Origin of the sequence: Pseudorhodobacter aquimaris (genome assembly GCF_001202025.1) — a bacterium.
Lineage (GTDB): Bacteria > Pseudomonadota > Alphaproteobacteria > Rhodobacterales > Rhodobacteraceae > Pseudorhodobacter > Pseudorhodobacter aquimaris.
Genome location: NZ_LGHS01000067.1, coordinates 148,462 through 174,424, shown reverse-complemented (window position 1 = coordinate 174,424; position 25,963 = coordinate 148,462). Strand labels below are relative to the sequence as shown.

Below are 25,963 nucleotides of genomic sequence, written 5' to 3'. Positions count from 1 at the left end.
GCCCAAGTGCCTTGATCACAACCTGTTGTTTTCACAACAAATACACGTTTTCATCTCCACCCGTACAAAGATTTTGCGCGCTATTGCCCAGCCAGTTGGCGCAGGCCATATTCAACCAAGTGGTTGACGATTGCCGCGCCCCGCTGCACAAACACCCCTATGACCAAAGATCTGGATGCCACATTTGCCGCCCTGGCCGATCCCACCCGCCGCGCGATCCTGTCGATGCTGCTGGAGGATGATATGGCCGTAACCGATGTCGCCGCCCCATTCGCGATGTCTTTGGCCGCGATCTCCAAACACCTGCAGGTGCTGGCCGATGCCAAATTGATAAGTCAGGAAAAACGGGGTCGCGTGAAATGGTGCAAGCTGGAACCCGACGCCCTGCGCAACAGCTCGATCTGGATGCAAGGCTTCGGGCAGTTCGAACCCGTCAACCTTGAGGCCTTTGAACGCTTTCTGGCGACGGAACTGGAGACAGTCCCCGACGATATCTGATCCAGACAATTTGTTCTAAAACGCCTTAATTCCGTCTTGGTGATTGCCACAGACAGTCACATTGCCGACCGAATTCACCACAAATCTGGTCACCCGGAAACATCTTGGATCGGAGTTGACACCATGAAAAAGCTTAGTGACCTCATTACATTCACCAAGCGATCCGACCCCTTAGAAGATGATATTCTGCTAGAGCGACTGGCGCGCCTTGATAACGAATGCCAGCGCCCGCCACCGCTGTTTAACCTGTTCAGAACTCTACCGTTACGCCAGGCAGCCTAAGCTCAGCCAAAAGATCGCGCAGCTCTTGGCGGGCTGCAAGGTTCGACATATTCAACTGGTCTACGCCGGTATCTTTAAGGTCCAGCAGTGTTAGACCGCGGGGAAACAGCTCTCGAAAGATAACCCGTTCGGAAAAACCGGGGGCAACACGAAAGCCGATGCGGCGCGAAAGCTCCTCTAGCGCGGCACCCACTTTTTTCTTGTTATGCATGTTTTGTGCCCCAAGCCGGTTACGCACCACAAGCCAGTCAATCGGCTTCAACCCTGCCTGTGCGCGCAACTGGCGCGCCTGCCAGACCATCTCGGAATAAATGGACGGGCCGATCACCTTGCCTGTTTCCGCATCAATCCGCGCCAGCAAATCAAAATCAATAAAGCTGTCATTCAGCGGGGTGACCAGAGTATCCGCAAGGCTGTGGGCCACCTGACTAAGGCGGGTATGCGATCCGGGGCAATCAATGATGATAAAATCCGACACCGCGCCCAACTCACTGACAGCAGTCGACAGCCGCGCGTCATAAGCGTTTTCTCCCGGACCAAGATCCTCGGCCGAAATTTCAGGAAGGGTCCGGTAATCAGGAGAGGGCAAGTCCAAACCGGCGCGGGCCAAATAAGCAAGACGGTTTTCAACGTAACGGCCAAAGGTGCGCTGCCTAAGGTCAAGATCCAAGGCCCCAACACGGTGCCCCATACGCACCAAAGCCGTCGCCACATGCATAGAGGTGGTGGACTTCCCCGAACCGCCCTTTTCATTTCCGACAACGATAATATGCACCATGCTGATCCTGCCTTGCCCAAATTGGCCTAATGTCCCCTTTGTAATGACAATGTGACACGCAAAGGGGAAGCCCCCTTTTGGTTAATTTCCACCCTCTTTCCCGTGATGTTGCCAATCGGGCCGCACCCCAAGGCGCACACGCATAGCAAGAGTCGAGGGGTGGATATGAAAACGCCGCCCCCTGCGAAGGGACGGCGCGATATCAAACCACAGGGTGGCTGGCTCAGAAGCCAAGACCTGCGTATTTGTTTTTGAACTTCGACACACGACCGCCAGTATCCATCAGGCGAGAGTTTCCGCCCGTCCAGGCCGGGTGCGCAAGCGGGTCGATATCCAACGCCATTTGCTCGCCCTCTTTGCCCCAGGTTGTGCGGGTCTGAAACACAGTACCGTCTGTCATTTTGACTTCGATCATGTGGTAATCGGGGTGAATACCTTCTCTCATCATTCCGCTCCTTTTGCCTTGGGCGCTTTGTAACGGGTGTCCTCCACGATCCGGGCGGATTTGCCACGACGATCACGCAGATAGTACAGTTTGGCGCGGCGAACGCGGCCACGGCGCACAACTTCGATGCTGTCGATGTTGGTGGAATAGAGCGGGAACACACGTTCCACGCCTTCACCAAAAGAGATTTTGCGCACGGTGAAGGATGCAGCCAAAGTGGAGCCCCCGCGTCGTGAAATGCAAACGCCCTCATAATTCTGAACGCGCGAACGCGTGCCTTCGGTCACTTTATAGCCGACACGGATGGTGTCGCCGGCCTTGAAGTCCGGGATGGTCTTGCCGAGGGCGGCAATCTGTTCCGCCTCGATCGTTGCGAGCAGGTTCATACCTGTTCCTTTCTATATGCTCACGGTTTTCCCGCGATGGTGATGCCGCCCTATTGCTCTTGGTCTTCAACCGGGTCCCTACCGTGCCTTGCACAGTAAGCCCGCCAGAGATCAGGCCTGCGTTCCTTTGTCAGCCTTTCGGCCATTGCCCGCCGCCAGTTGGCAATTTTCCCGTGATGTCCGGACTGAAGTATTTCCGGTATCGCGAGCCCGTTCCAAACGGCGGGTTTCGTAAACTGCGGGAACTCCAACAACCCATCCGAAAAGCTCTCCTCTTCGGTGGATGTCTGATTCCCAAGTACGCGCGGTATAAGCCGCACAGTCGCATCTAGCAAGGCTGTCGCGGCAATCTCGCCCCCCGTCAAGACGAAATCCCCCAATGAGACCTCTTCGACACCGTAATGATGCAAAATCCGTTCATCCACGCCCTCAAAACGACCGCAAAGCAGGGTCATCCCCTTGGCGTTGGAAAAGCGTTGCGCCATTGCCTGATCAAAGGGTTTACCGCGCGGGGAAAGATAAACCACCGGCCATTCGGCGCGGTCTTGGGGCGTGCCCTCGGCCGCCTGATCCAGCGCGGCACCAACGACATCGGCCCGCAAGACCATGCCCGCGCCACCACCCGCCGGCGTATCATCGACATTTTTGTGACGGCCCATGCCAAAGGGTCGCAAATCAATCGTCTCCAAGGCCCAAAGCCCCATATCCAACGCTTTACCCGTCAACGACAGCCCCAAAACACCTGGAAACGCTTCGGGGAACAAGGTCACGACCTTGGCCCGCCACGCGCCCACAAGCTGCACATCACCCATCAGGTCGCGCGGCTTCAGGTTGGCCCCGACGGAGATCCGGCCATGGGATTTCATGCGCCCGGGTTTGGAACTGTCATCCGGCATCAGTCCAACCCCTCGGGCGGGTCCACAACAATCCGCCGCGCGGCCAGATCAACCGTCGGCACCACCGCCATGGTGAACGGCAACAGGATCGACGGATGCCCGCCGCCCCCGATTTCCAGCAAATCCCCCGCGCCGTGATTATGCACCGAAGTCACATTGCCCAGCAAAACCCCGCCGGTATCGCGCGCCTCAAGGCCGATCAGATCGGTGTGATAAAACTCATCATCTGGCAGGCTTGGCAAGTTATCACGGCTGACAAAAAGGCTGACACCTTTCAGCGCGTCCGCCTCTTCCTTGTTGTTCACGCCCGAAATGCGCGCCCCAAGCCCGCCCGCCACGGGGCGTGTCAGTGTGATCTTATAGCTTTTTGTGCCGTCTTCGGTATAAAGCGGGCCGTAATCGGCAATTGCCGTCGGCTCGGCGCAAAAACTCTTCAGCCGCACCTCGCCGCGCACCCCGTAAGAGCCGGAAATCGCGCCCACACAGATCTGATTTGAGGGATCAGGTTTCATGATTATCGCCGCTCCAAAAACAAGGCGGGGCTGCGCTGTTCCCAGCCCGCGCGTTCCAATTCCGGTGTCTGCGCCTCTTCCTCGGGCCACCCGACACAGAGATAGCCGATCAGACGCCAATCGCTTGGCACATCCAGATCCCGCGCCAGCAGCACAGGGTCCAGAATAGAGACCCAGCCGATGCCCAAGCCCTCGGCACGGGCCGCAAGCCAGAACAGGGTGATGGCCCCCACCACCGAATAGGCGCGGGTCTCGGGCATCGATTGCGCCCCAAGCCCTGCCCCTTTGGCGGTGGCGTCATCGCTGAACACCGCAAGATGCACAGGGGCCTCTTGCATACCCGACAGCTTCAAACCTGCGTAAAGCTTGGCTTTGTCACTGCTATACCCCGCCAATGCCTCAGCGTTTGCCGCCTCGTAATTCGCCACTGCCGCAGCGCGCGCGGCAGCGCTTTCAACAGAGATTACACGCCATGGTTCGGACAGGCCGACCGAGGGCGCCAAGGAAAAGGCAGAAAGGCAGCGATCCAAAACCGCTGCCTCAACCGGATCTGTGTGAAAGCGACGCACATCGCGCCGCCACCGCATCAGATCGCGTAACTCGGCCTGAAAGGCCTTGTCATACTGACCTTGCACGCGGCAGGCCGTCGCTTATTCAGCGTCAGCAGCAGCTTCTGCCGGAGCCGCGTCACGCGCTGCTTTCTTGGCCGTCAATTCAGCCATACGCTTGCCTGGAACAGCCGATTTAGGGTTGTTGCGCACTTTCTTTTCACGAACGCCGGCCGCTTCGAGGAAACGTGCAACGCGGTCGGTCGGCTGTGCGCCCTGACCCAACCAGTACTGCACGCGCTCCATGTTCATTTTCACGCGGTCTTCGCTGTCTTTGGCCAAAAGCGGGTTGTAGGTGCCCAGCTTTTCAAGAAAGCGGCCGTCGCGTGGCATACGGCTGTCGGTTGCAACGATTGCGTAATGCGGACGTTTCTTGGAGCCACCACGGGCCAAACGGATTTTCATGGACATTTTGTCGTCTCCTTAGGTTTTGTCATTCCGGAAAAGACCCGGATATTTTGGTTATTTCTGTAGGTTTTCGTGATGCCTGATCACTTCCGAGATAATGAAGGTCAGGAATTTCTTGGCAAACTCGGGGTCGAGGTCCGCCTCTTTTGACAGCCATTCCAGCCGCTCGATCTGGCGGGCCTCACGGCTCGGGTCCGAGGGCGGCAGATCATGTTCCGCCTTCAGCTTGCCCACGGCCTGCGTCTGTTTGAAACGTTCGGCAAGCGTGTACAGCAGGATCGCATCCAGCCGGTCGATGCTGTCGCGGTGCTCTTTGAGCAGCGCCTGCGCGCGGGTCGCATCTGTCGTCATACCCGCCCCGCTCATTTCTTTTTCATCATGCCGGAGAGGCCCGGCGGCAGTGACATACCACCCCCCATGCCCGGCATTCCGCCACGGCCGCCGCCAAGCCCCTGCTGCATCCCGCGCGCGGCCTCTTCCATCTGCTCTGGCGTCATCTTGGACGGATCAGGCAAGCCCTTGCCGCCGATCATCTGCTTGATGGCTTGCTTCATGCCGCCACCCTTGCCCATTTTCTTCATCATATCGGCCATTTGCTTGTGCTGTTTCAGCAAACGGTTCAACTCCTGCACCTCAAGCCCCGCACCCTTTGCGATCCGCTTTTTGCGGCTGGCGGCCAGCAAGGAGGGGTTGGCGCGTTCCTTTTTGGTCATCGAGTTGATCAAGGCGATCTGGCGGCGCAGCATGGTATCATCAAAGCCCGCAGATTCGGCCTGTTTGGCCATTTTGCCCATGCCCGGCATCATGCCCATCAGGCCCTGCATCCCGCCCATCTTGAGCATCTGCTCGAGCTGGCTGCGCAGGTCGTTCATGTTGAACAGACCCTTGGCAAAGCGCTTGGCCATACGCTCGGCGGCTTCGGCCTCAAAGGTTTCTTGCGCCTTTTCAACAAGGGCAACGATGTCGCCCATACCCAAAATCCGGCCCGCAACGCGCTCTGCCTCAAAGGTTTCCAGCGCGTCCATCTTTTCGCCAAGGCCAACAAAACGGATCGGTTTGCCGGTCACGGCCCGCATCGAAAGCGCTGCACCGCCGCGCCCGTCGCCGTCCATCCGCGTCAGGACAACGCCGGAGATGCCAACCTTGCCGTCAAATTCGGTGGCCACATTCACCGCGTCCTGACCGGTCAAACCATCGACGACCAGCAAAGTCTCACGCGGTTGGGCAATATCGCGGACGGCCTGTATTTCGTCCATCAACACCTGGTCGATGTGCAAACGTCCCGCAGTGTCAAGGAACACCACATCATAGCCGCCCATCGCGGCTTGCGTTTTGGCACGTTTGGCAATCTCAACAGCCGATTGACCTTTGACGATCGGCAGGCTGTCAACGCCGATTTGCGTGGCCAAAATCGCCAACTGCTCCATCGCGGCGGGACGGTTGGTATCGAGCGAGGCAATCAGCACCCGCTTACCCATCCGCTCTTTGAGGCGTTTTGCCAGTTTGGCAGTCGTCGTCGTTTTCCCCGAGCCTTGCAGACCCACCATCAGGATCGTCGCAGGCGGGTTGTCGATCTTGAGCGCGTCTGCCTCACCCTCACCGGCCAGAACCTTGATCAGCTCATCATGGACGATTTTCACGACCTGCTGGCCCGGTGTCACCGATTTGGTGACCTGCTGGCCCGCCGCCTTGGCCTGTACCTTTTTGACAAAGTCACGCGCAACGGCCAGTGAAACATCGGCCTCCAGCAAGGCCACGCGCACTTCGCGCAGCGCGGTGGAGACATCATCCTCCGTCAGCGCACCTTGCTTGGTCAGCCGGTCAAAGACACCGCCGAGGCGTTCTGATAGGTTCTCGAACATGGGCTGCCCTCCGTCAGGCTGTTGCAAAAGGCCGGTATAAATGCCGGCGGCGAAAAAGCCAATGCAAGGCGGCACCCGTGGGCGCAACGCGCTGACGGATGGCGATCCCGGCAAAAGCCAAGGGACCGGAAGCTATATACCTCCGGGAATTGCCACGCTGATATGCGCGCAGGCACGCAGAGTCAAGCCTCTCTCCGTTTTGGCCTTTCACCTCGTCGCAATGACGCGCTAATCTGCAGCGAACCGCTGCTACCAAAAGGGTCTTTCCATTGGACAATTGGGACGAAATCAGAACCGCCTATCAGGTCGCGCGCGCAGGCACGGTTTCCGGCGCAGCAGAGGTTTTGGGCGTGCATCACGCCACCGTGATCCGCCATGTTGATGCACTGGAAAAACGGCTGGGCGAAAAGCTGTTTCACCGGCATGCGCGCGGCTATGCCACCACCGAAGCCGGGCGCGACCTGCTGACGGTGGCCCAGATCACCGAGGATCAATTCGCCCAGCTCGCCAACCGCATTCGCGGCAAGGGGGAAACCGTCAGCGGCGATCTGGCCCTCACCTCTATCGCAGATATCTCGGCGCAGATGGTGCAATGCATGGTGGCGTTCCAAACACTCTATCCCGAAGTAACTCCACGCTTTCTGACGGGGCAGCGGTTGTTCCGGCTGGATTATGGTGAGGCCCATGTTGCCGTGCGGGCCGGAGCCGCCCCCGCCCAAGCCGATTATGTCGTGCAACCCTTCATGGATCTGCGTCACGCGCTCTATGCCTCGGCCAGCTATGCCGCCGCCAATGGCCTGCCCGAAACGGATGCCGATCTGGCCGACCACCGCTTTGTTGTCAGCGATGAGACCAGCAGCCGCGCGCCCTATTCGCGCTGGCTGCAGGCGGTGACGCCAACACCCGCACTGCGGTTTCGGGCCTCGGACCCTGCGGCGATGTATCAGGCAATCAGTGCCGGTGCGGGGATCGGCTTCATCTCGCGGGTGGCGGCCAGCAGCTATCCCGATCTGATCGAGGTGATGCCCCCCCGCCCCGAATGGGACGTCCCGCTGTGGCTGGTCACCCATATCGACCTGCACCGCACCCTGAAGGTACAGCGGTTCCTGTCCCATCTGAAAGAGACCGCGGTCATCTGGCGGCGCCTGTGACCCGACGGGTTAGCGTTCCTGTCCGCGACGCATCCGTTTCTCCAATTGCCGCAGCAAAAGCGACAGCGTGATCGTCATCGTCAAATAGACCAGTGCCACAACGTTATAGGTCTCAAAATAACGGAAATTCCCCGCCGCCGTCACCTTGCCAAGTTGGGTAATATCGGTCACCCCCAGCACAGAGACAAGGCTGCTGTCCTTGACCATGGCCACGAAATCATTGCCCAAGGGCGGCAGGATCACCCGCAGGGCCTGCGGGAAAACCACCAGGCGGAACCGTTGCCAGCGCGACAGGCCAAGCGCCTCAGCGGCCTCGATCTGGCCCTGATCGACCGAGGCAAGCCCCGCGCGAAACACCTCGGCCAGAAAGGACGAATAGGCGATGGTCAGCGCAATCACCGCCCGCCACAACAGCGAGAAATCACGGTTGCGGACCGGATCAAACCCAAGGTTGCCCGCACCCCAATTCCACAGCGCCACCAACCCCGGCGCCAACACAAAGGCCACATAGAGCAGCAAGACGATGATGGGCACGCCGCGCACCACCTCGATATAAAGCCGTGCCGCCTGACGGATCACGATAAAGCGTAACCCGGCCGCCACCGCCAGCAACAGCCCCAAAACCGCCGCCATGCCAAAGCCGACAACTGTCACCATTACGGTCGTCCAGATGCCTTTGGACAGCGTCCTCAGGATATCTGCGTAAAGATCATCCGACACCACTTCCCAAAACAAATAGCCGCCAATCCCGATCAGGATCAGCAGCCAATAGGGGAAATCCGCCTTGTTACGCGCGGGCCGCATCAGCCGCCAAAGCTGAAATCAACGAACCATTTCTTGTTCAGCGCATCCATCGTGCCATCGGCCTGCATATCCGCAATCGCGGCATTGACCGCCGCCACCAGATCGGAGCCCTTGGGAAAAATAAAGCCGAAATCCTCGGCGCCAAGTTTCTCGCCCACGATCTTCAGCTTGCCCTCGCTTGCCGCGACATAACCCATGCCGCCGGTGCTATCGGTCAGTGCCAGATCGACATCACCGTTGCGCAGCGCCTGCACCCCTGCGCCAAAGGTCTCAAACATCTTGATCCGCGGATTCGCCTCATCCCCGTCCAGCACCTCATAAACGCCGACATAAAACGGCGTCGTCCCGGGCTGTGCGGCCATCAACAGGTCCGGATCGGCGGCAAAACCGGCGGAATCGGCAAAACGGTCTTCGTCGCCGCGCACCAGCATAACCATTTCCGACCGCATATAGGCATCGGAAAAATCGACCATTTCCTTGCGGTCATCGCGGATGGTGATCCCTGTCATCCCCATATCGAATTGCGCCTCAGACACGGCGGGGATCATCGCATCCCATGAGATCGTCTCATAGACCACCGTCAGGTTCAGCCGCGCCGCAATCTCGGCCAGCGCATCATATTCCCAGCCCATGGCCACACCGTCCTGCACGAATTGCAGCGGCGGATAGGCGTTTTCCGTGACCACCGTAACCTCCTTACCCGCCAGATCCGGCAAATCGGCAGCAAAGGCAGGGGCGGCAAGAACGGCCAGCAGGCCAAGGGACGCGGTCAGTTTCATGGAGGGCGCCTTTTGTTACAGGTTTGGACCAAATTAGCGGCTGGGGTGGGAATGTCCAGCGGATGCGGCGCCACAAACGGGGCAATCAGGGCGCGGCTTTACGCCAATCATACGCGCCTCGGCATAAAGCCCGTCATAGATCATCAAGCGCCCCCGAAGCCCCTCTCCCGCACCCGTCAGCGCCTTGACCGCCTCCATCGCCATCATCGACCCCATCACGCCGGGCAAGGGCGCGGCCACCCCCGCCTCGGCACAGCTTGGGACCATGCCCTCGGCCGGGCGGGTCGGAAAGACACATTCGAAACAAGGGCCGCCATGGGCCGGATCATACAGGCTGATCTGCCCTTCCCATTGGGTTATGGCCGCCGCAATCAAGGGCTTGCCCGCCGCCACACACAGCCGGTTGACCAGATAGCGCGTGTCGAAATTATCGGTCCCGTCAAGGATCAGGTCATAGCCCGCCAAAATATCCGTATCCGCGTCCAGACGTTGCTGATAGGCCTGCACATCCACAAAAGGGTTCAGCGCCCGCATCGCCACAAGCGCGGATTGCACCTTGGGCATGCCGATGCGGGCGTCGGTATGGATCACCTGCCGCTGCAGGTTGGAATTGTCGACCACATCATCATCGATCACCCCGATATGCCCAACCCCCGAGCCCGCCAGATACAGCAACACGGGGCTGCCCAGCCCGCCAGCCCCGACCACCAGCACCCGCGCATCCTTCAGGCGTTTCTGCCCTGTCCCGCCGATTTCGCGCAGCATGATATGGCGGGCATAGCGTTCCAGCTCAACAGGGCGAAAAGCACCGGGGGGGGGCGCAGGCTCTGCCCGCGCCAAAACCTTGCGACGCAGCGCCTGCAAGCCATAGCGGTAAGCTAGAACCGGTACTGCAAGGATGCCAAACAACAGCCACGCAATGAAATCCCCACCCAGAAAACCTGCCGCCGGATTAGGCTGCGGCATCAGCGGTGCATGGGCAAGCACCAGGATCCCCCACCAGAACAGCGCCAGCACGGCCATCAACCTTGGCGCGCCAAAGCGCCCCGCCACAAACAAAACGATGAACCCCAAAATGCCGATCATCTTTGCGCCAAATGCCAAAAATGGGGACGTAGCAGGCAGATGCACATAGGCTCAGCTCCCGGTTGACCCGAACCCACCGGCGCCGCGGGTGGTTTGTTCGGTAAATTCCTCGACAACCTCGAACGTCGGCCGAACAACGGGCACAAAGACCAACTGGCCAATCCGGTCGCCTGCGCGCACCTCGATCGGGGCAGATCCGACCGGATTTCGGTTCCAGACGCTCATCATGATCTCCCCCGAATAATCGGGGTCAATCAGGCCGACGGTATTGCCCAGCACCAGCCCCTTTTTATGGCCGGCACCCGATCTGGGCAACACAAGCCCCGCAACCGACGGATCCCCGAATGAAATCGCAATGCCGGATTTAATGAGGATCGCAGGGGCTTGGGCCTCAATCTGCACAACGCTTTTAACACAGGCAAAAAGGTCCACCCCCGCCGCGCCCTCGGTCTGGAACCGTGGCAGGCCCCAGTCATGCAACCGCGCATCCAACACTTTGATCTGCATCTTCGCTCTCCTATGGATTTACGCCGTTCTTAGGGGGCTGACCTGCCGGTTTCAAGCACGCAGCAGGCCTAGGCCAGTGCCGCGGCGATTTTCGCGGCCAGTCGCTGTGCTACGGCGGATTTACCCATGCGCGCCCAACTCTCTGCACCCTCGCCCGTGATCACCGTCACCGCGTTTTCCGCGCCCCCCATGATCCCCGTTGCAGGCGAGACATCATTGGCCACGATCCAGTCACAGCCCTTGCGCAGACGTTTGGCCGTGGCATTGGCGATCACGTCATCGGTCTCGGCGGCAAACCCCACGACAAGCGCGGGCCGTCCCTGTGACAGCCCCGAGACCTGCGCCAGAATATCGGGGTTTTGCGCGAACTCCAACGCGGGGGCCTTGCCCGATCCGTCCTTTTTCATCTTGGAGGTGGCGGCATTCACTACTCGCCAATCGGCCACAGCCGCCGCGAAAACCGCCGCATCCGCAGGCAGGGCCGCCTCTACTGCACCCAGCATTTGCGCCGCCGTTTCAACCCGCACCACATCCACACCGCTGGGCGGTGGCACACTGGCCGGACCGGTGACAAATGTCACCCGCGCGCCCAGATCGCGCAGGGCGGCCGCAATCGCCGTGCCCTGTGCCCCCGAGGACCGGTTGGCAATGTAGCGCACCGGATCAATCGGCTCATGCGTCGGGCCAGAGGTGACCAGAACATGCCTGCCCGCAAGCGGCCCTTTGGCAAATCCCGCCTCGATCGCGGCCAGGATCTCCATCGGTTCGGCCATCCGGCCGGGGCCATGTTCCCCGCAGGCCATATCGCCCGCATTCGGCCCGACAAAGCGGATCCCATCACCGCGCAGCGTGGCAATATTGCGCTGTGTCGCCGGATGATCCCACATCCGCACATTCATCGCAGGCGCCAGCAAAACCGGCGTATCCGTGGCCAGCAAAAGCGTCGAGGCCAGATCATCAGCACGGCCATGGGACATCTTGGCCATCAGATCGGCTGTGGCAGGGGCCACCACGATCAGATCGGCAGAACGCGACAGTTGGATATGCCCCATCTCGGCCTCATCGGTCAGGTCGAAAAGGTCGCGGTACAGCTTGGAGCCAGAAAGCGCCGCAACCGACAAGGGGGTGACGAATTGCTCCGCCGCGCGGGTCAGGACAGGGGTCACGGACGCGCCGCGTTCGCGCAACCTGCGGATCAGATCAAGCGATTTGAAGGCGGATATCCCCCCCCCGATCACAAGTAAAATACGCTTGTCTGACAGCATTCCGCACCCTTACCCTGTGGTTTGACCCAAGGCTATCCGGTTTACCGACCGAGGTGAACGCCTTTAACAGCAAAAAAACCTTTACGGTTTTGTAAAAGCCGCACAGGGGTCCTCGCGCGGGGTGGGGGCGGCGATGATCCACGCATCATAGGGGGCCTCCGCGCCGGGGTCGGATTCGGTCTGGCCGATGCTGAAAACTGTCGTTTGCGGTGCCGCCTTGGAGAGCGCTGCCGGTATCCCTCGCTGTTTATCCGCATGACCGGAACCGGTGATGACAACCACCGGCCCGCCGGTCTCAACCAAGGCTTGCAGTGCCGTGCGCGCGAATGCCGCGTCACGCAGACGTTGGGCCGCAACCATGCCCGGCAACATCTCGGGCGGAAGCGCATCGCAATGGGCCGCCATCTGGTCTGCCTCCCGCGCGGATTGCTCTGATACAGGCAGGGGGATATCGAGACCAAAGCGCGCCGACTCCGGGCCGAAAACCGCCGCGGCGCCTTCGACCATGGCGCGGCGAACATCGGCACGGTCAAGCGCGGCGCCATAGATCGCAGCCGCGCCAGACGCGGCGAAAATCGGGTGATAGAGGGTATAATCGGGCCAGCCACTGCCCTCCCACGCCAGCGCCTTTGCGATTGCGGCGGCATCCTGACGATCCGGCCCCACGGCAGCGGCCTGTTCAGGCGTCAGCATCTCAAACACCAGCGCCGCTGGGGACCAGCGCGCAACCAGTTCCGCCTGGATCAGGTGATGCGCAGGATTGTCATGCAGTTCGCCGATGATCACAATCTCTGCGGGTACTGCCTCTGGCAGATCAGCAAGGGTAACATCCTGCCCGCAGGCAATACCGCCCCCAAGGGTGCATGCAGCAAAAGTCAGGCGGAAAGCGTTTTTCATTACAAAAAATTATGCACTTCCCTCGCGTCGGTTTCAAGGCTGCGTTTGAGCTTTGCAAATGCAGCGACCTCTAGCTGGCGCACGCGCTCCTTGGAGAGCCCCAACTCTTGTCCCAAGGAGTCCAGCGTTCGCCCCTCTTCGCGCAGCTTGCGCTCGGTTATGATGAACCGCTCACGCGGGTTCAGCCCCGCAAGCGCTTCGACCAGCCATTTGCGCAGATGGGCGCGGTCATGGCGATCCTCAACCAGATCAGCCGCCTGCGCGCCTTCATCCTCCAGCGCGTCAATCCACTCGCGGCCCTCATCCTCGGATGATTGCGTCGCGTTGAGGGAAAAGTCAGAGCCGCCGAGACGACCGTCCATCATCTCCACATCTTTCAGCGGCACGCCGATTTCAATGGCAACCTGCGCGCGCATCTGATGGCCGTCCAATGTCTCGCCACGCTGACCTGCCTCGCGCTCCAACTGCGCCTGCACCCGGCGCAGGTTAAAGAACAGCGCCTTTTGGCTGCTGGTAGAGCCGGTGCGCACCATCGACCAGTTGCGCATGACGTATTCCTGAATGCTCGCCTTGATCCACCATACGGCATAGGTAGAAAAGCGCACACCGCGATCAGGGTCAAACTTGTCCGCGGCTTTCATCAGGCCCAAAGACGCCTCCTGGATCAGGTCGTTCATCGGCGCGCCGTAGCGGCGGAATTTGGCGGCCATGCTGATCGCAAGACGCATATAGGCAGTGATCAGACGGTGCAGCGCCGCCTCGTCGCGTTGATCGCGCCATGCATAGGCAAGGCGTAATTCGGTTTCGGCGTCCAACAACTCCGCCTTCATCGCTTGGCGTGACATGGTTTGATCGCTATATCCGGGTTGTGACATCTTTCTGCCCCCTGCTGCTGTCTCGATGAATACGCAGCGACACTTCGATTGGATCAAACTTGGTGACGCAAAAAATCCTTCCCCCGCTGACATTGGTGACAGGCGGCGCGAAATCGGGGAAATCCCGCTTTGCCGAGGGGCTGGTCACGGGCTCCGGCCTGCGGCAGGTCTATCTTGCGACGGCACAGGTCTGGGATGACGAAATGCGTGCCAAGGTCGATGCGCATAAGACCGACCGCGGAACAGGGTGGCATACCGTCGAGGCGCCGCGTGATGTTGTCGCCGCGCTGCACGGCGCCACTGCGGGCGATGTGATCTTGCTTGATTGCGCAACGATGTGGCTGAGCAATATCATGCTGGCAGAGGCGGATATCGAGTCCGAGACGGCGGCCCTGCTTGCCGCCCTCGCCGCCTGCCCCGCGCCGGTAGTGATTGTCACAAATGAGCTGGGCTGGTCCATCGTGCCCGACAACGCCTTGGCACGCAGGTTTCGCGATGCGCAAGGACGGCTGAACCAAGCGCTTGCCGCACAGGCGGGACTGGTCGTTGCGGTGATCTCGGGACTGCCCATGGTGTTGAAAGGCGCGCTATGACACGGTTTCACTGGGTCCGTCACGGGCCGACACATGCGCGCGCGATGGTCGGCTGGTCCGATCTGCCTGCCGATCTGTCCGATACTTCGGCCCTTGCGCGGCTGTCGGGCTTTTTGCCACAGGCGCCGGTCATTTCCTCAACCCTGTCGCGGGCTGTGACCACGGCGGATGCGATCATCGGCCCGCGAATGCGATTGCCACATGATCCCGACCTGCGCGAGATCAACTTTGGCGCTTGGGAATTACAGCGCGCAACCGAAGTCACGGACCAAGAACATATACGCCGCTATTGGGAGGAGCCGGGCGATATAGCACCCCCCGGAGGCGAAAGCTGGAACAGGATTTGCGCCCGTGTGAACCGCGCGGTGGACAGGCTTCTGGGGCACAGCGATATCATTATCGTCGCCCATTTCGGTGTTATCCTGACCCAAGTGCAGCGCGCCTTGGGCATCAGCGCCTATGACGCCTTTGCCCATAAAATCGACCCGCTTTCCGTGACCGAAGTTTCCTTTGACGGCGCATGGTCAGCGGGGCGGATCAACCACCGGCCCTAGCGCAGCAGCATCACCGGCACTTTGCACGACCGGATCATCTCGGTGGTGGTGGAGCCGATGATCAGGCTGCGGATACGGCTGTGGCCATACGCACCCATGACCAACATCTGGAATCCTTCTTCCTCTACCATCTTGGACAGCACCTTCTCCGGCTGACCCGGCACTTGCCGCGCCTCAACCGTCAGCCCCTCGGCCATCAGCTGTGCGGTTGCATCCTCTAGTCCGGCGGCACCGCCCTCACCCACGTTGACCAGGACCACCTCGCAGTCGGCAAAAAGCGGCGACCCTGCGATATGATCAACCGCACGGCGCGCAGATGGCCCGCCATCGAAGGCCACAAGAACGCGGGCCACAGGCGCAAAGGCGCGTGCCGCGACAAGCACCGGACCCTTTACCCCGCGCACGATCCGCTCCAGATTGGAGCCGAGATGACCCTTGGCATAATCCGCCGCCTCGCCACGTTTGCCCACCACGATCAGGTTATTATCAGTCCCGATTTCGGCCAGAAGGTCCCCTTGACGCATACGGGTTGTCACCTCCCCCACACCGGCAGCGGCCAGAATGGTCTTGGCATCCTCCAAAATCGCGCGGCCTTTCTGGGTGATCAGCTTGGCACGCGCGGCGTCCAGCTCTGCCAACTCCGCCAGCAACGCGGTTCGGGCACCAAGCCGGATGGCACCGGATAAATCCTGCTCACCCACCTCGCGCCGCCCCAGAACATGCAGCGCCTCGACGCCTGCCTCTAGGCGCACAGCAGCCCAGCCTGCCAACTCACAAACCGAACGGGCGTAGGCAGAACCGTCAACCAAAGCGATGATCTTCATACTGTCCACCTTCCTTTAATGAGCAAGCATTTTATCAAGCGCGCCGGGTTTATCGTGCAGCGCCAGTTCGTCCACAATCGTCTCAGAGGCCGCGTTCAAACCAACAACCTGCACCTCGGCCCCGTCACGACGGAATTTCAGCACCGCCATATCCAAGGCCGCAACCGAGGAAATATCCCATATATGCGCATTGGAGACATCGATCACCACGCGGTCCAAGACCTCATGGAAATCAAAGGATGCCATGAAATCCTCAACGCTGGCAAAGAAAAGCTGGCCCTCGACGTGGTAAACCCGCTCTGCGCCATCCGCCGACAGGCTGGAGGTGACACGGAAAAGCTGTGCGATCTTGCCTGCAAAGAAAATCCCCGAGAGCAGCACACCAACAGCAACCCCGATCGCCAGATTATGTGTGTAAACCACAGAGCCCACCGTCGCCAACATCACAATAGAGCTGGAGCGCGGATGCAGTTTCAGGTTCTTGATCGATGACCAGCTGAACGTCCCGATGGACACCATGATCATAATCGCGACCAAGGCGGGCATCGGGATCTGACGTACCAAATCGCCCAAGGCCACGATCAGGAACAACAAGAACACACCGGCCGCAAAGCAGGACAACCGCCCGCGACCGCCGGATTTCACGTTGATCATGCTCTGCCCGATCATGGCACAGCCCGCCATGCCGCCAATAAATCCGGTTGCCATATTGGCCACGCCCTGGCCGACGCATTCCTGATTTTTATCGCTGGGGGTATCGGTCAAATCGTCAATCAGGCTGGCCGTCATCAGGCTTTCCAACAGCCCGACCACCGCGATGGCCGAGGACACCGGCAGGATGATCCAGAAGGTTTCCATCGTCAGGGGGATATCGGGCAGCAGGAAGAACGGCAATGTATCGGGCAGCGCGCCCATATCGCCGACCACGCGGGTCTCAAACCCCAAGGCCATCGACAGCCCCGTCAGAATGACAATCGCCACCAATGGCGAAGGCACCGCCTTGGTCAGATAGGGCAGCAGATAGATAATCGCCAAAGCCGCGCCAATCAGCACAAAGGTCAGCATGGTCACGCCCTCATTGCGCAAATCCATCTCGGGTACCTGCGCAAGAAAGATCAGGATCGCCAGCGCATTCACAAAGCCGGTCATCACCGAGCGCGAGACAAAGCGCATCACCCGCCCCAGCTTCAACACCCCGGCAAACACCTGCAACACACCCGCCAGCACCGTGGCCGCCAACAGGTATTGCAAGCCCAGTTCCGGCCCGTAGGTATCGATCAGGGGTTTCATCAACACCGCCGTCGCCGCCGTCGCCGCCGAGATCATCCCCGGGCGCCCGCCAACAATCGCCGTGATCACCGCGATCGAAAAGCTGGCATAAAGCCCCACCTTGGGATCGACCCCCGCGATGATCGAAAAGGCAATCGCCTCGGGGATCAGGGCCAAAGCCACGACCAGCCCCGACAGCAGATCCGACCGGATGTTGCCAAACCACTGCTGGCGATAAAGATGTGCTGATATCATGAATCCCGCTTCCCCAAGCAAAAGGGCAACGCCCTGCCATCAAAACAAGGGCTCTCCCTACAGCGCGGACCACCTGTTGCCAACCCGTGACGGCAAATTCATCAATGCCCTATGGCCCCCAGACATCAAAGCGTACATCAAGGCAAACATCAAAGCATCAAAGTGCCAGCAAATCACGCTTGCCCGAAGCGAAGCGCCGCAAGACCGCCGGATAGAGCTTATGTTCCTGAACCAGAACTTTGGCGGCCAAAGTCTCGGGGGTTTCCCCCGCATCCACAGGCACCACGGCACGGCCCAGAACCGGCCCGTCATCCAGCACCGCCGTCACCTCATGCACCGAACAGCCCGCCTCGGTATCGCCCGCCGCAATGGCACGGGCATGGGTATGCAGACCGGGATATTTCGGCAAAAGGCTGGGATGGATGTTCAGCATCCGCCCCTCGAACCGCGCGACAAAGGCGGGTGTCAACACCCGCATAAACCCCGCAAGACAAAGGATATCGGGGGCTGCGGCAAGGATCGGTTCCAGCAAGGCGGCCTCAAAGGCGGCGCGGTCTCCCGAAAACTTGCGGTGATCAACGGCGGCGGTGGCGATCCCCATCGCCTCGGCACGGGCAAGCCCGCCTGCCTCCGGGTCGTTAGAGGCGACTAGCACCGGGCGGCAGGGGTGATCCCCCACCATATCCCGGCACAGCGCCACCATATTTGAACCACCCCCCGAAATCAGGATGGCAACACGCTTCACAGCAAGGACCCTTTGTAGATCACGCCCTCTCCGGGCACCACGCGGCCCATGGTAACCACGGTTTCGCCCGCATCGCGCAGCTCTTGGGCCAAAGCCTCGGCACGGTCGGCGCTGACCACCAGCATCATGCCGATGCCGCAGTTAAAGGTCTTGAGCAGCTCTTCTTCGGTCATATTTGCCGTTGTGGCCAACCAGCCGAATACCTTTGGCAAGGGCCAGGCCGAAAGATCGATCTCGCAGGCCAACCCATCAGGCAGCACGCGTGGCGGATTTTCCGTCAAGCCACCGCCGGTGATATGGGCCAGTGCATGCACCCCGCCCGCACGCACCGCCGCGAGGCATTGTTTCACATAAAGCCGTGTCGGCGCCAGCAAGTCCTGCCCAAGTGTGCCCGCGCCAAAGGGGCTGGGGGAATGCCAGTCGAGGCCCGACCGCTCCACCACTTTGCGCACAAAGGAATAGCCGTTGGAATGCACCCCGTTCGATGTCAGCCCCAGCAACACATCGCCTTCTGCCACGCCCTTGGGCAGGGTCTCGCCACGTTCCATCGCGCCCACGGCAAAGCCTGCAAGATCAAAATCACCGCCATGATACATACCCGGCATCTCGGCCGTTTCCCCGCCGATCAAGGCACAGCCGGAGTCTTCACAGCCCGCCGCGATCCCGTTGATGATGCGCTCGGCCTGATCCAGATCCAGCTTGCCGGTTGCGAAATAATCAAGGAAAAACAAAGGCTCGGCACCTTGGCAGACCAGATCATTGACGCACATCGCCACCAGATCGACGCCGATGGTGTCGACATTGCCGGTATCAATCGCGATCCGCAGTTTGGTGCCAACGCCGTCGGTGGCCCCCACGAGGATCGGGTCGACATATCCCGCGGCCTTCAGGTCGAACAGCGCGCCAAAGCCGCCAAGGCCCGACATGGTGCCGGGGCGGCTGGTGCGTTTGGCGGCGGGTTTTATCCGCTCCACCAGCGCGTTGCCTGCGTCAATATCCACACCTGCATCGGCATAGGTCAGCCCATTTTCACCCGTCATATCCGCCCCCGGCTTGTAAGGCCGCAACCGGCCCAAAGGATTCCCGACCCAGATAGACGATCCCCGACCGAGGCACAACAAATCCCGACGCAAAACATGAAACAGATGGCACAGGCGGTGGGTTTTAGCCCGCTTTCTTTTCCCAACTCCCGTTTTCCTCGGACCAATATTGCGCAGCCAGCCCTGCGCCGGTCAGGGTTTTCCACTGAACCCGCGCGGCGGCAACGGCCACATCGTCATGGCCGTTGAACAGGATGAACACACGCTCCAGCCCCCGGGCCTCATCGAGAGAGACCTCCGCGCCCTCAACCGCCATCAGGGCCTTTGCACCATTGGCAATCGCGCCAGTGCCCAGCAAGATGGGCTGTTGCGCGTCATGCGGACCACCGGCCAGACCGTGCGGCAAGAAACTCTCGGCCGGGCCTTGCCACAGGATTTGGTCGAGCCGCTCCAGACCCGCCGCATCCGTACCGCGCAACATCACCCGCCAGCCCGCTTGCAGCGAGCGGGTAAGCAAGGCCCGCGCCGTCTCCTCCATACCAGAGGCGGTGAGGTGATAGAACATCACCACCCCCATCAGATCAGCCCTCGAACTTGTCGCGGATCAAACGGTCAAGCGCCATCACGCCCCAGCCGGTCGCCCCTTTGGGGGCCAATGTGCTCTCGGTTTTCAACAAGGCCGTGCCCGCGATATCGAGGTGGCACCAAGGGGTTTCATCCTTGACGAACCGCTTGAGGAATTGCGCCGCCGTGATTGAGCCGCCATCGCGCCCGCAAGAGTTCATCATATCCGCCACACGGGATTTGAGCTTGGCATCATAGGCATCGCCCATCGGCAAGCGCCACGCGCCCTCACCCTCGGATTTACAGGCCTTGAGGAAGGCATCGCACAAGCCGTCATCATTGCTGAAAACACCGGTGTTTTCATGACCCAAGGCCACGATGATCGCGCCCGTCAGAGTGGCAAGGTTGATCATGCCGCAGGGCTTGAACCGTTCTTGCGCATACCACAGAACATCGGCCAGCACCAAACGGCCCTCGGCGTCGGTGTTGATCACCTCGATGGTGTCGCCTTTCATGGATTTCACCACATCGCCGGGGCGTTGTGCGCGCCCGTCCGGCATGTTTTCGACCAAGCCGACAAGCCCCACCACATTCGCCTTGGCCCGGCGCAGCGCCAATGTGCGCATGACCCCCGAAACAACCCCGGCGCCTCCCATATCCATGGTCATATCTTCCATGCCGCCCGCAGGCTTGAGGGAAATACCGCCGGTATCGAATACCACACCCTTGCCGACCAGCGCGAAAGGCGCCTCATCGCCGCCGCCGTTCCACTGCATGACCACAACCTTAGAGGGGCTTTCGGACCCTCTGCCAACCCCCAAGAGCGCGCCCATGCCCAGCTCTTCCAAGGCCTCTTCTTCGAGGATCTCCACCTCCAACCCCAACTCTTGCATCGCGGCAAGGCGGGCGGCGAAATCATCGGTGGTCAACACATTGGCAGGCTCGTTCACAAGATCGCGGGTAAAGAACACCCCCTCGGCCACAGCGGCCATCGGCTTGGCGGCCAGTGCCACGGCCTCGGGGTCCTTGACCATCATCGACACAGGGCCACGCAGGGTCGGTTCTGCGGTTTGATGGACCTCAAAATCATATGCGCGCAGCGCAAGACCAAGCGACAGATCGGCGGCGCGCTGCATGTTTCCGGCCAGAACCAGAACGCCGACCTTGCCAACCGATTTGCCAATCGCGGCACCGGCCTTGCGGGCCGTGGCCAAATCCGCGCGCCGGTCGGCCTTGACCACCTGCAACGCCTCGGCCGCCAGCCCTGCGGGCCAGGCCATATCGACCGAAGCGCCCTCTTTTACCTTTTCCCACGCATCCGAGGCCAGAAACCGGTTCAGCGCGCCTTTGGTCAGCTTGTTGATCCGCCGCGCGGCGGGGCTGCGGGCTGTGACCTCATCCGGGGCGGCGACCAACGCCAGACGCCCTGCGAATTCGGCAATCGCGTCGAGATCGGTTTCTTGGAACTGGATCGGCAAAGGATGTGTCATGGGTGCAATTTTCCGCTTTGATAAGATTGCAAGGCCGCCCGGCCCTGCCATTCGCGCAAAGACTAGCCGTTGCCACCAGCATTGACCAGACCCAAGCACAAGCCGTATTTCGCGCAGCCGGACCGGATTTTTGTCGATATATCAGTTTTCCCTGACCGCGATCTCGGCTAATGTCAGACGGGTGAGTGGTAAGAGGAAATAAGCGCGTGACCAGATTCGACAGATACCTACTGTCGCAATTCCTTGCGCTATTCGGGTTTTTCTCCCTTGTCTTGGTGCTGGTCTATTGGGTCAACCGCGCGGTGGGGCTGTTCGACCAGATTATCGGAGACGGGCAATCGGCGCTGGTCTTTCTGGAAATCTCCTTGCTGACGCTGCCAAATGTCATTCGCGTGGTTCTGCCCGTGTCGGCCTTTGCCGCCGCAGTCTATACCACCAACCGCCTGACCCAGGACGGAGAGCTGGTGGTAATGCAGGCGACGGGGTTTTCGGCCTTTCGGCTTGCACGCCCCGTGATTTACTTCGGGCTGTGCGTGACCTTGATGCTGGTGCTGCTTTATAATGTCATTGTGCCCGCCAGCCGCACCGTTCTTTCCACCCGTACTGCCGAGATCAGCGCCAATCTGACGGCGCGGCTGTTGGTTGACGGGAAATTCATGCATCCGACGGATGGCATCACCTTCTATATCCGCGAGATCAGCGATAATGGCGAGCTGCATGATGTCTTTCTGACCGATGACCGCAAGGACAGCTCACGCACCACCTATACCGCGCAGCGTGCGCTTTTGGTGCGCGGCGATGTGGAGCCCAAGCTGATCATGTTCGACGGGATGAGCCAAAGCTATAATCTGGCCAACCAGCGGCTCTCGGTTACACATTTTCAGGATTTCACCTATGATCTTGGCGGGCTTATAACGGCTGGTAAGGTCGCGAAACGCTCCCTTGACGAGATGTCGACGGCCGAGCTGCTGTTTCCGACCGAGGCCGTTCTGGCCGAGGCGCGTACAAGTCGCGCGGCCATGCTCGCGGATGGTCATGCGCGCATTGCCCAACCGTTTCTGGCGCTTGCCACGTCCCTGATTGGTTTTGCCGCACTGCTTTTGGGCGCGTTCAGCCGCTTCGGGCTGTGGCGTCAGATCATCGGGGCGATTGTTTTGCTGGTCGTGGTCCAGATGGTCAATAACGCCGGATCCTCGGCCGCGCAGCAATCGGCGATGATGTGGCCACTGGTCTATCTTGCACCGCTCTTGGGGGTGGCGATCTCTGGCGTGATGCTATGGGTTGCCCAACGGCCCCGCGCGCGCCACAATGCAGGCCCCGGCCCTATGAGCAGCGAAAGGGGCACCGCATGACGCTTAGCCTTTATTTCGTCGCCCGCTTCCTCAAGGTCGTGATGCAGGTACTTTTGGTGTTTTTTGGCATCCTGATGCTGACCGATATGGTAGAGCAACTGCGCCGTTTTGCCAGCCAGGGGATCAGCCTGACCGAAGCGGCGGTGCTGTCGCTGTTCAACGTTCCGGCAACCCTTTACACGATCCTGCCCCTGATCTTCATCCTTGCTGCGATTGCGCTGTTCCTGTCCTTGGCCAAAAGCAGCGAATTGGTGGTCGTGCGGGCGGCGGGGCGGTCGGGTTTGCGCTTTTTGATGGCGCCGGTCGGTGCCGCGCTGGTTTTGGGGCTGTTGGTCGTGGCTGTGCTCAACCCTTTGGTTGCGGCCACCTCCAAAGAATATGATCTGCTTTATGCGCGTCAGGCCAGCGGCAGCGAAAATGTTCTATCGCTGAATGATGATGCGCTCTGGTTGCGTCAGGGCAGCATCGAGGGGCAGACCGTGATCAAGGCCGCGCGGGCGGGGCATGACGGCACGCAGCTTTTCGGGGCCAGCTTTATTATCTTTGCTCCAGACGGCACCCCTTTGCAAAGGGTCGAGGCAGAGGAGGCACAGCTGGAGGCTGGCCAATGGGTGCTGACCCGCGCCAAATACTGGGATCTGACCGCCCCCAACCCCGAGCTTGCCGCGACATGGCAAGACAGCGCCACCCTTGCCTCCGAGCTGACCCCCGACCGCATCCGCGACGGATTTGGTGATCCTTCGGCCATCCCGATCTGGTCCCTGCCCAGCTATATCATCAAGCTGGAACAGGCAGGCTTTTCCGCCCGCGCTCACCGTGTCTGGTTGCAGATGGAAATGGCCCTACCGCTGCTTTTGGCCGCGATGGTGCTGGTTGCCGCCGGTTTCACCATGCGCCATGCACGGGGCGGCAAAACCGGCCAAATGGTGCTTTTTGCGCTTTGTGGCGGGTTTTCGATTTTCTTTTTGCGCAATTTCGCGCAAGTGCTGGGAGAGAACGGGCAGATCCCCGTTTCTCTCGCGGCATGGAGCCCACCTGTCGCCGCGGTTCTCTTGTCGCTGGGCCTTTTGTTGCATCTGGAGGACGGATGATACGCCGCTTCGCCCTTATTCTGTCGTTGTTGTTTGCGCCGGTTGCGGGGCATGGTCAGGGTTTGGCATCGCTGGTGGCCGACCGTGTGGCAATCGCGGGCGATGATACTTTGGTGGCCGATGGCAATGTCGAGGTATTCCACAAGGGCAGTCGCCTCAAGGCCAGCAGCATCACCTATGACCGCAGCGCCAACAGCCTGCGCATCAGCGGGCCGATTGTGCTGACCGATGATAACGGCACGATCATTCTGGCCGATCAGGCAGAGCTGTCATCTGATTTCGCCGATGGTGTGCTGCATAGCGCGCGGCTGGTGCTGGATCAGCAGTTACAGCTTGCCTCATCCGAGATGATGCGCATCGGCGGCCGCTATACCAGCCTTGGCAATACGGTGGTGTCATCTTGCAAGGTCTGTGCCAGCAACCCGACCCCGCTTTGGGAAATCCGCGCCAGCCGCGTGATCCATGACGAGCAGGAACGCCAGATTTATTTCGACGATGCCAGCCTTCGTGTCGCGGGGGTGCCTGTTTTCTGGCTGCCACGTTTACGTATCCCTGACCCGACGCTGGAACGTCAGGCCGGGGTTCTGGCCCCCTCATTCCGCACCACCAGCGACCTGGGGTTCGGGGTCAAGCTGCCTTATTTCATCCCGATCGGCGATGACAAGGATCTGACCGTCACCCCCTATATCTCCAGCAAAGAGGGGCGCACGGTTGAGCTGCGCTATCGTCAGGCGTTTGAGACCGGCGCGCTGCAAGTGACAGGGGCGCTGAGTCGGGATCTGTTGCTTCCCGATGAAACCCGCGGCTATCTGGAGGTCGATGGCGGGTTCATCCTGCCACGGGATTTTGTCCTGTCCTTTTCGGGGATTGTGGTCAGCGACGAGGCCTATCTGCTGGATTACGGGATTTCCTCGGCTGACCGTCTGGACAGCCGGATTGAAGTGGCGCGCACAAGGCGCAATGAATACATCTCTACCCGGTTGATCAACTACCGCTCTATCCGGGCGGGGGATGTGAACAGCACGCTGCCCTCTATCGTGACCGATATGACCTATCAGCGGCGGTTTTCACCAGATCTGATCGGGGGAGAGGGCGGGCTGCGTCTGCAAACCCACAGCCATTATCGCAGCTCTGACAATCCTGCTGACAGCGATGGCGACGGAATCGGCGACGGGCGCGATATGGCGCGACTTTCGCTGGCCGCCGACTGGCGACGCAACTGGGTCCTGCCTGTGGGCGTTCTGGGGGCGGTCACGACCGAGGTGAACGGTGATTTTTACCGCGTTCACCAGGACACAACCTATGCAGGCAGCAGCTTTCGCGGCACGGCGTCGGGCGGAGTAGAGCTGCGTTGGCCGTGGGTGCGCGCGGCGCAAAGCGGGGCCAGCCATGTCCTGGAACCGGTGGTGCAACTGATCTGGACCACGCGCAACACGACCAACATCCCGAATGAAGACAGCGCATTGATCGAATTCGATGAGGGCAATCTGTTTTCGATCAACCGTTTTCCCGGTGCCGATGCAGTTGAACGCGGTGCCTATGCCAATATCGGCATCGGCTATACCCGCTATGACCCGGCGGGCTGGTCGCTTGGCCTGACCCTTGGCCGCGTCATCCGCAAAGAGGATTACGGCCAGTTCAGCACCGCCTCGGGCCTGCAAGGCACGCATTCCGATTGGCTGGCCGCGACGCAGCTGTCGCTGGCCGATGGGGTCTCGATGACCAACCGGCTGGTGTTCGATTCCGACTTTGGGCTAACCAAAGGGGAATTGCGGCTGGAGCTGGACCGGGACGACTACAGCCTTTCGTCCTCATATGTGCGGATGCGCGCCGATGCGAGTGAAAGCCGCACCGATCCGGTGTCAGAGCTGACATTGGACGGCAGCTATCGGATCAACCCCAATTGGGAGGCAAGCCTGAATACACGCTATGATTTTGTGGCCGACCGCGCCGCCTCGGCGGGGGTCAACCTTGCATTTCGCAACGAATGCCTGAAGCTTGATCTGGCGATCTCGCGCCGCTTTACCGAATCCACCGCCGTTGATCCGACAACCGATTTCGGCCTTTCCATCGATCTTTTGGGATTTGGCGGCAAGGCCACGCGCGGCCGCGCCGCTGCCTGTAGCGGTTAGGGTGTTGCCATGACC

29 protein-coding genes are annotated in these 25,963 nt (G+C 60.3%); 7 read left to right on the top strand and 22 right to left on the bottom strand.

What is annotated here, in order from left to right:
* The first annotated feature begins 159 nt into the window (after positions 1-159).
* On the top strand, positions 160-498 hold the full coding sequence (locus tag AKU94_RS13385; protein ID WP_050527754.1) for an ArsR/SmtB family transcription factor: 339 nt from the start codon (positions 160-162) through the stop codon (positions 496-498).
* 250 nt (positions 499-748) lie between these two features.
* Here the strand turns inward: AKU94_RS13385 and AKU94_RS13380 are convergent, their stop codons facing one another.
* From AKU94_RS13380 to ffh, 9 genes are all read right to left on the bottom strand, one after another.
* Positions 749-1,558: a division plane positioning ATPase MipZ gene (locus AKU94_RS13380; protein WP_050527753.1), complete on the bottom strand. Its 810-nt coding sequence runs from the start codon at positions 1,556-1,558 to the stop codon at positions 749-751.
* Positions 1,559-1,781: 223 nt separating this feature from the next.
* Positions 1,782-2,003 (bottom strand): 50S ribosomal protein L31, encoded by a 222-nt coding sequence (gene rpmE, locus AKU94_RS13375; RefSeq protein WP_050527752.1) that lies wholly within the window; start codon positions 2,001-2,003, stop codon positions 1,782-1,784.
* A complete protein-coding gene (gene rplS, locus AKU94_RS13370; protein WP_050527751.1) occupies positions 2,003-2,389 on the bottom strand; it encodes a 50S ribosomal protein L19 in 387 nt (128 codons plus the stop codon). Before rplS ends, rpmE begins: the two co-directional genes overlap by 1 nt.
* 50 nt (positions 2,390-2,439) lie before the next feature.
* Positions 2,440-3,285 (bottom strand): tRNA (guanosine(37)-N1)-methyltransferase TrmD, encoded by an 846-nt coding sequence (gene trmD, locus AKU94_RS13365; RefSeq protein WP_083445063.1) that lies wholly within the window; start codon positions 3,283-3,285, stop codon positions 2,440-2,442.
* Positions 3,285-3,797, bottom strand: a complete 513-nt coding sequence (rimM, locus tag AKU94_RS13360) for a ribosome maturation factor RimM (protein WP_050527750.1) — start codon at positions 3,795-3,797, stop codon at positions 3,285-3,287. Before rimM ends, trmD begins: the two co-directional genes overlap by 1 nt.
* Before the next feature lie 2 nt (positions 3,798-3,799).
* Complete coding sequence (gene bluB, locus AKU94_RS13355; RefSeq protein ID WP_269744966.1) at positions 3,800-4,432, bottom strand: 5,6-dimethylbenzimidazole synthase; 633 nt, start codon at positions 4,430-4,432, stop codon at positions 3,800-3,802.
* A gap of 15 nt (positions 4,433-4,447) precedes the next feature.
* The gene (gene rpsP, locus AKU94_RS13350; RefSeq protein WP_050527749.1) at positions 4,448-4,816 is read right to left on the bottom strand and encodes a 30S ribosomal protein S16; all 369 of its coding nucleotides are present in this window, start codon (positions 4,814-4,816) and stop codon (positions 4,448-4,450) included.
* A 51-nt stretch (positions 4,817-4,867) separates the two neighbouring features.
* Complete coding sequence (locus AKU94_RS13345) at positions 4,868-5,164, bottom strand: chorismate mutase (RefSeq protein WP_050527783.1); 297 nt, start codon at positions 5,162-5,164, stop codon at positions 4,868-4,870.
* 11 nt (positions 5,165-5,175) lie between these two features.
* A complete protein-coding gene (gene ffh, locus AKU94_RS13340; RefSeq protein WP_050527748.1) occupies positions 5,176-6,675 on the bottom strand; it encodes a signal recognition particle protein in 1,500 nt (499 codons plus the stop codon).
* Positions 6,676-6,944: 269 nt separating this feature from the next.
* Between ffh and AKU94_RS13330 the strand changes: the two genes are divergently transcribed.
* Positions 6,945-7,826 (top strand): LysR family transcriptional regulator, encoded by an 882-nt coding sequence (locus tag AKU94_RS13330; RefSeq protein ID WP_050527746.1) that lies wholly within the window; start codon positions 6,945-6,947, stop codon positions 7,824-7,826.
* Positions 7,827-7,835: 9 nt separating this feature from the next.
* On the opposite strand, the gene AKU94_RS13325 is transcribed toward AKU94_RS13330, so the two are convergent.
* The 7 genes from AKU94_RS13325 to AKU94_RS13295 all read right to left on the bottom strand — a co-directional run bounded on the left by AKU94_RS13325 (position 7,836) and on the right by AKU94_RS13295 (position 14,039).
* Positions 7,836-8,630 (bottom strand): amino acid ABC transporter permease, encoded by a 795-nt coding sequence (locus tag AKU94_RS13325; RefSeq protein WP_050527745.1) that lies wholly within the window; start codon positions 8,628-8,630, stop codon positions 7,836-7,838.
* The gene (locus AKU94_RS13320; RefSeq protein WP_050527744.1) at positions 8,630-9,409 is read right to left on the bottom strand and encodes a transporter substrate-binding domain-containing protein; all 780 of its coding nucleotides are present in this window, start codon (positions 9,407-9,409) and stop codon (positions 8,630-8,632) included. Before AKU94_RS13320 ends, AKU94_RS13325 begins: the two co-directional genes overlap by 1 nt.
* Before the next feature lie 33 nt (positions 9,410-9,442).
* The gene (locus tag AKU94_RS13315; protein ID WP_050527782.1) at positions 9,443-10,495 is read right to left on the bottom strand and encodes a HesA/MoeB/ThiF family protein; all 1,053 of its coding nucleotides are present in this window, start codon (positions 10,493-10,495) and stop codon (positions 9,443-9,445) included.
* Positions 10,496-10,546: 51 nt separating this feature from the next.
* Complete coding sequence (gene dut, locus AKU94_RS13310; protein WP_050527743.1) at positions 10,547-11,002, bottom strand: dUTP diphosphatase; 456 nt, start codon at positions 11,000-11,002, stop codon at positions 10,547-10,549.
* Between the two features lie 68 nt (positions 11,003-11,070).
* On the bottom strand, positions 11,071-12,267 hold the full coding sequence (coaBC, locus tag AKU94_RS13305) for a bifunctional phosphopantothenoylcysteine decarboxylase/phosphopantothenate--cysteine ligase CoaBC (RefSeq protein ID WP_050527742.1): 1,197 nt from the start codon (positions 12,265-12,267) through the stop codon (positions 11,071-11,073).
* Positions 12,268-12,348: 81 nt separating this feature from the next.
* Entirely contained in the window at positions 12,349-13,164 is an 816-nt protein-coding gene (locus AKU94_RS13300; RefSeq protein WP_050527741.1) for a ChaN family lipoprotein, read from the bottom strand.
* Complete coding sequence (locus tag AKU94_RS13295) at positions 13,164-14,039, bottom strand: RNA polymerase factor sigma-32 (RefSeq protein ID WP_050527740.1); 876 nt, start codon at positions 14,037-14,039, stop codon at positions 13,164-13,166. The genes AKU94_RS13300 and AKU94_RS13295 overlap by 1 nt, the downstream gene beginning before the upstream one ends.
* 62 nt (positions 14,040-14,101) lie before the next feature.
* Here AKU94_RS13295 and cobU point away from each other — a divergent pair, with 62 nt between their 5' ends.
* The gene (cobU, locus tag AKU94_RS13290) at positions 14,102-14,632 is read left to right on the top strand and encodes a bifunctional adenosylcobinamide kinase/adenosylcobinamide-phosphate guanylyltransferase (RefSeq protein WP_232295768.1); all 531 of its coding nucleotides are present in this window, start codon (positions 14,102-14,104) and stop codon (positions 14,630-14,632) included.
* Positions 14,629-15,186, top strand: coding sequence for a histidine phosphatase family protein (locus tag AKU94_RS13285; protein WP_050527738.1), 558 nt, complete (start codon positions 14,629-14,631; stop codon positions 15,184-15,186). The genes cobU and AKU94_RS13285 overlap by 4 nt, the downstream gene beginning before the upstream one ends.
* Here AKU94_RS13285 and AKU94_RS13280 read toward each other — a convergent pair.
* The 6 genes from AKU94_RS13280 to AKU94_RS13255 all read right to left on the bottom strand — a co-directional run bounded on the left by AKU94_RS13280 (position 15,183) and on the right by AKU94_RS13255 (position 21,373).
* Positions 15,183-16,010, bottom strand: a complete 828-nt coding sequence (locus AKU94_RS13280; RefSeq protein ID WP_050527737.1) for a universal stress protein — start codon at positions 16,008-16,010, stop codon at positions 15,183-15,185. The genes AKU94_RS13285 and AKU94_RS13280 overlap by 4 nt on opposite strands.
* 15 nt (positions 16,011-16,025) lie before the next feature.
* A complete protein-coding gene (locus AKU94_RS13275) occupies positions 16,026-17,534 on the bottom strand; it encodes a SulP family inorganic anion transporter (RefSeq protein ID WP_050527736.1) in 1,509 nt (502 codons plus the stop codon).
* Positions 17,535-17,691: 157 nt separating this feature from the next.
* The gene (gene purN / locus AKU94_RS13270; protein WP_050527735.1) at positions 17,692-18,279 is read right to left on the bottom strand and encodes a phosphoribosylglycinamide formyltransferase; all 588 of its coding nucleotides are present in this window, start codon (positions 18,277-18,279) and stop codon (positions 17,692-17,694) included.
* Complete coding sequence (purM, locus tag AKU94_RS13265) at positions 18,276-19,319, bottom strand: phosphoribosylformylglycinamidine cyclo-ligase (RefSeq protein WP_050527734.1); 1,044 nt, start codon at positions 19,317-19,319, stop codon at positions 18,276-18,278. The genes purN and purM overlap by 4 nt, the downstream gene beginning before the upstream one ends.
* Before the next feature lie 124 nt (positions 19,320-19,443).
* Positions 19,444-19,896: a DNA polymerase III subunit chi gene (locus tag AKU94_RS13260; protein WP_050527733.1), complete on the bottom strand. Its 453-nt coding sequence runs from the start codon at positions 19,894-19,896 to the stop codon at positions 19,444-19,446.
* A 4-nt stretch (positions 19,897-19,900) separates the two neighbouring features.
* Positions 19,901-21,373, bottom strand: coding sequence for a leucyl aminopeptidase (locus tag AKU94_RS13255; RefSeq protein ID WP_050527781.1), 1,473 nt, complete (start codon positions 21,371-21,373; stop codon positions 19,901-19,903).
* Positions 21,374-21,579: 206 nt separating this feature from the next.
* Between AKU94_RS13255 and lptF the strand changes: the two genes are divergently transcribed.
* Genes lptF through AKU94_RS13240 form a run of 3 tightly spaced genes read left to right on the top strand, consistent with a single transcriptional unit; the run spans position 21,580 to position 25,948 of the window.
* Positions 21,580-22,725: an LPS export ABC transporter permease LptF gene (lptF, locus tag AKU94_RS13250; protein ID WP_050527732.1), complete on the top strand. Its 1,146-nt coding sequence runs from the start codon at positions 21,580-21,582 to the stop codon at positions 22,723-22,725.
* Positions 22,722-23,816 (top strand): LPS export ABC transporter permease LptG, encoded by a 1,095-nt coding sequence (lptG, locus tag AKU94_RS13245; protein WP_050527731.1) that lies wholly within the window; start codon positions 22,722-22,724, stop codon positions 23,814-23,816. The genes lptF and lptG overlap by 4 nt, the downstream gene beginning before the upstream one ends.
* Complete coding sequence (locus AKU94_RS13240; protein WP_050527730.1) at positions 23,813-25,948, top strand: LPS-assembly protein LptD; 2,136 nt, start codon at positions 23,813-23,815, stop codon at positions 25,946-25,948. The genes lptG and AKU94_RS13240 overlap by 4 nt, the downstream gene beginning before the upstream one ends.
* The last annotated feature ends 15 nt before the right edge of the window (positions 25,949-25,963 follow it).

Excerpts from the sequence above, each read along its gene's own strand:
- AKU94_RS13385 (WP_050527754.1), top strand. The coding sequence starts at position 160 with ATGACCAAAGATCTGGATGCCACATTTGCCGCCCTGGCCGATCCCACC.
- AKU94_RS13380 (WP_050527753.1), bottom strand. The coding sequence starts at position 1,558 with ATGGTGCATATTATCGTTGTCGGAAATGAAAAGGGCGGTTCGGGGAAG.
- rpmE (WP_050527752.1), bottom strand. The coding sequence starts at position 2,003 with ATGAGAGAAGGTATTCACCCCGATTACCACATGATCGAAGTCAAAATG.
- rplS (WP_050527751.1), bottom strand. The coding sequence starts at position 2,389 with ATGAACCTGCTCGCAACGATCGAGGCGGAACAGATTGCCGCCCTCGGC.
- trmD (WP_083445063.1), bottom strand. The coding sequence starts at position 3,285 with ATGCCGGATGACAGTTCCAAACCCGGGCGCATGAAATCCCATGGCCGG.
- rimM (WP_050527750.1), bottom strand. The coding sequence starts at position 3,797 with ATGAAACCTGATCCCTCAAATCAGATCTGTGTGGGCGCGATTTCCGGC.
- rpsP (WP_050527749.1), bottom strand. The coding sequence starts at position 4,816 with ATGTCCATGAAAATCCGTTTGGCCCGTGGTGGCTCCAAGAAACGTCCG.
- AKU94_RS13345 (WP_050527783.1), bottom strand. The coding sequence starts at position 5,164 with ATGACGACAGATGCGACCCGCGCGCAGGCGCTGCTCAAAGAGCACCGC.
- ffh (WP_050527748.1), bottom strand. The coding sequence starts at position 6,675 with ATGTTCGAGAACCTATCAGAACGCCTCGGCGGTGTCTTTGACCGGCTG.
- AKU94_RS13325 (WP_050527745.1), bottom strand. The coding sequence starts at position 8,630 with ATGCGGCCCGCGCGTAACAAGGCGGATTTCCCCTATTGGCTGCTGATC.
- AKU94_RS13320 (WP_050527744.1), bottom strand. The coding sequence starts at position 9,409 with ATGAAACTGACCGCGTCCCTTGGCCTGCTGGCCGTTCTTGCCGCCCCT.
- AKU94_RS13315 (WP_050527782.1), bottom strand. The coding sequence starts at position 10,495 with ATGATCGGCATTTTGGGGTTCATCGTTTTGTTTGTGGCGGGGCGCTTT.
- dut (WP_050527743.1), bottom strand. The coding sequence starts at position 11,002 with ATGCAGATCAAAGTGTTGGATGCGCGGTTGCATGACTGGGGCCTGCCA.
- coaBC (WP_050527742.1), bottom strand. The coding sequence starts at position 12,267 with ATGCTGTCAGACAAGCGTATTTTACTTGTGATCGGGGGGGGGATATCC.
- AKU94_RS13300 (WP_050527741.1), bottom strand. The coding sequence starts at position 13,164 with ATGAAAAACGCTTTCCGCCTGACTTTTGCTGCATGCACCCTTGGGGGC.
- AKU94_RS13295 (WP_050527740.1), bottom strand. The coding sequence starts at position 14,039 with ATGTCACAACCCGGATATAGCGATCAAACCATGTCACGCCAAGCGATG.
- AKU94_RS13285 (WP_050527738.1), top strand. The coding sequence starts at position 14,629 with ATGACACGGTTTCACTGGGTCCGTCACGGGCCGACACATGCGCGCGCG.
- AKU94_RS13280 (WP_050527737.1), bottom strand. The coding sequence starts at position 16,010 with ATGAAGATCATCGCTTTGGTTGACGGTTCTGCCTACGCCCGTTCGGTT.
- AKU94_RS13275 (WP_050527736.1), bottom strand. The coding sequence starts at position 17,534 with ATGATATCAGCACATCTTTATCGCCAGCAGTGGTTTGGCAACATCCGG.
- purM (WP_050527734.1), bottom strand. The coding sequence starts at position 19,319 with ATGACGGGTGAAAATGGGCTGACCTATGCCGATGCAGGTGTGGATATT.
- AKU94_RS13260 (WP_050527733.1), bottom strand. The coding sequence starts at position 19,896 with ATGGGGGTGGTGATGTTCTATCACCTCACCGCCTCTGGTATGGAGGAG.
- AKU94_RS13255 (WP_050527781.1), bottom strand. The coding sequence starts at position 21,373 with ATGACACATCCTTTGCCGATCCAGTTCCAAGAAACCGATCTCGACGCG.
- lptG (WP_050527731.1), top strand. The coding sequence starts at position 22,722 with ATGACGCTTAGCCTTTATTTCGTCGCCCGCTTCCTCAAGGTCGTGATG.
- AKU94_RS13240 (WP_050527730.1), top strand. The coding sequence starts at position 23,813 with ATGATACGCCGCTTCGCCCTTATTCTGTCGTTGTTGTTTGCGCCGGTT.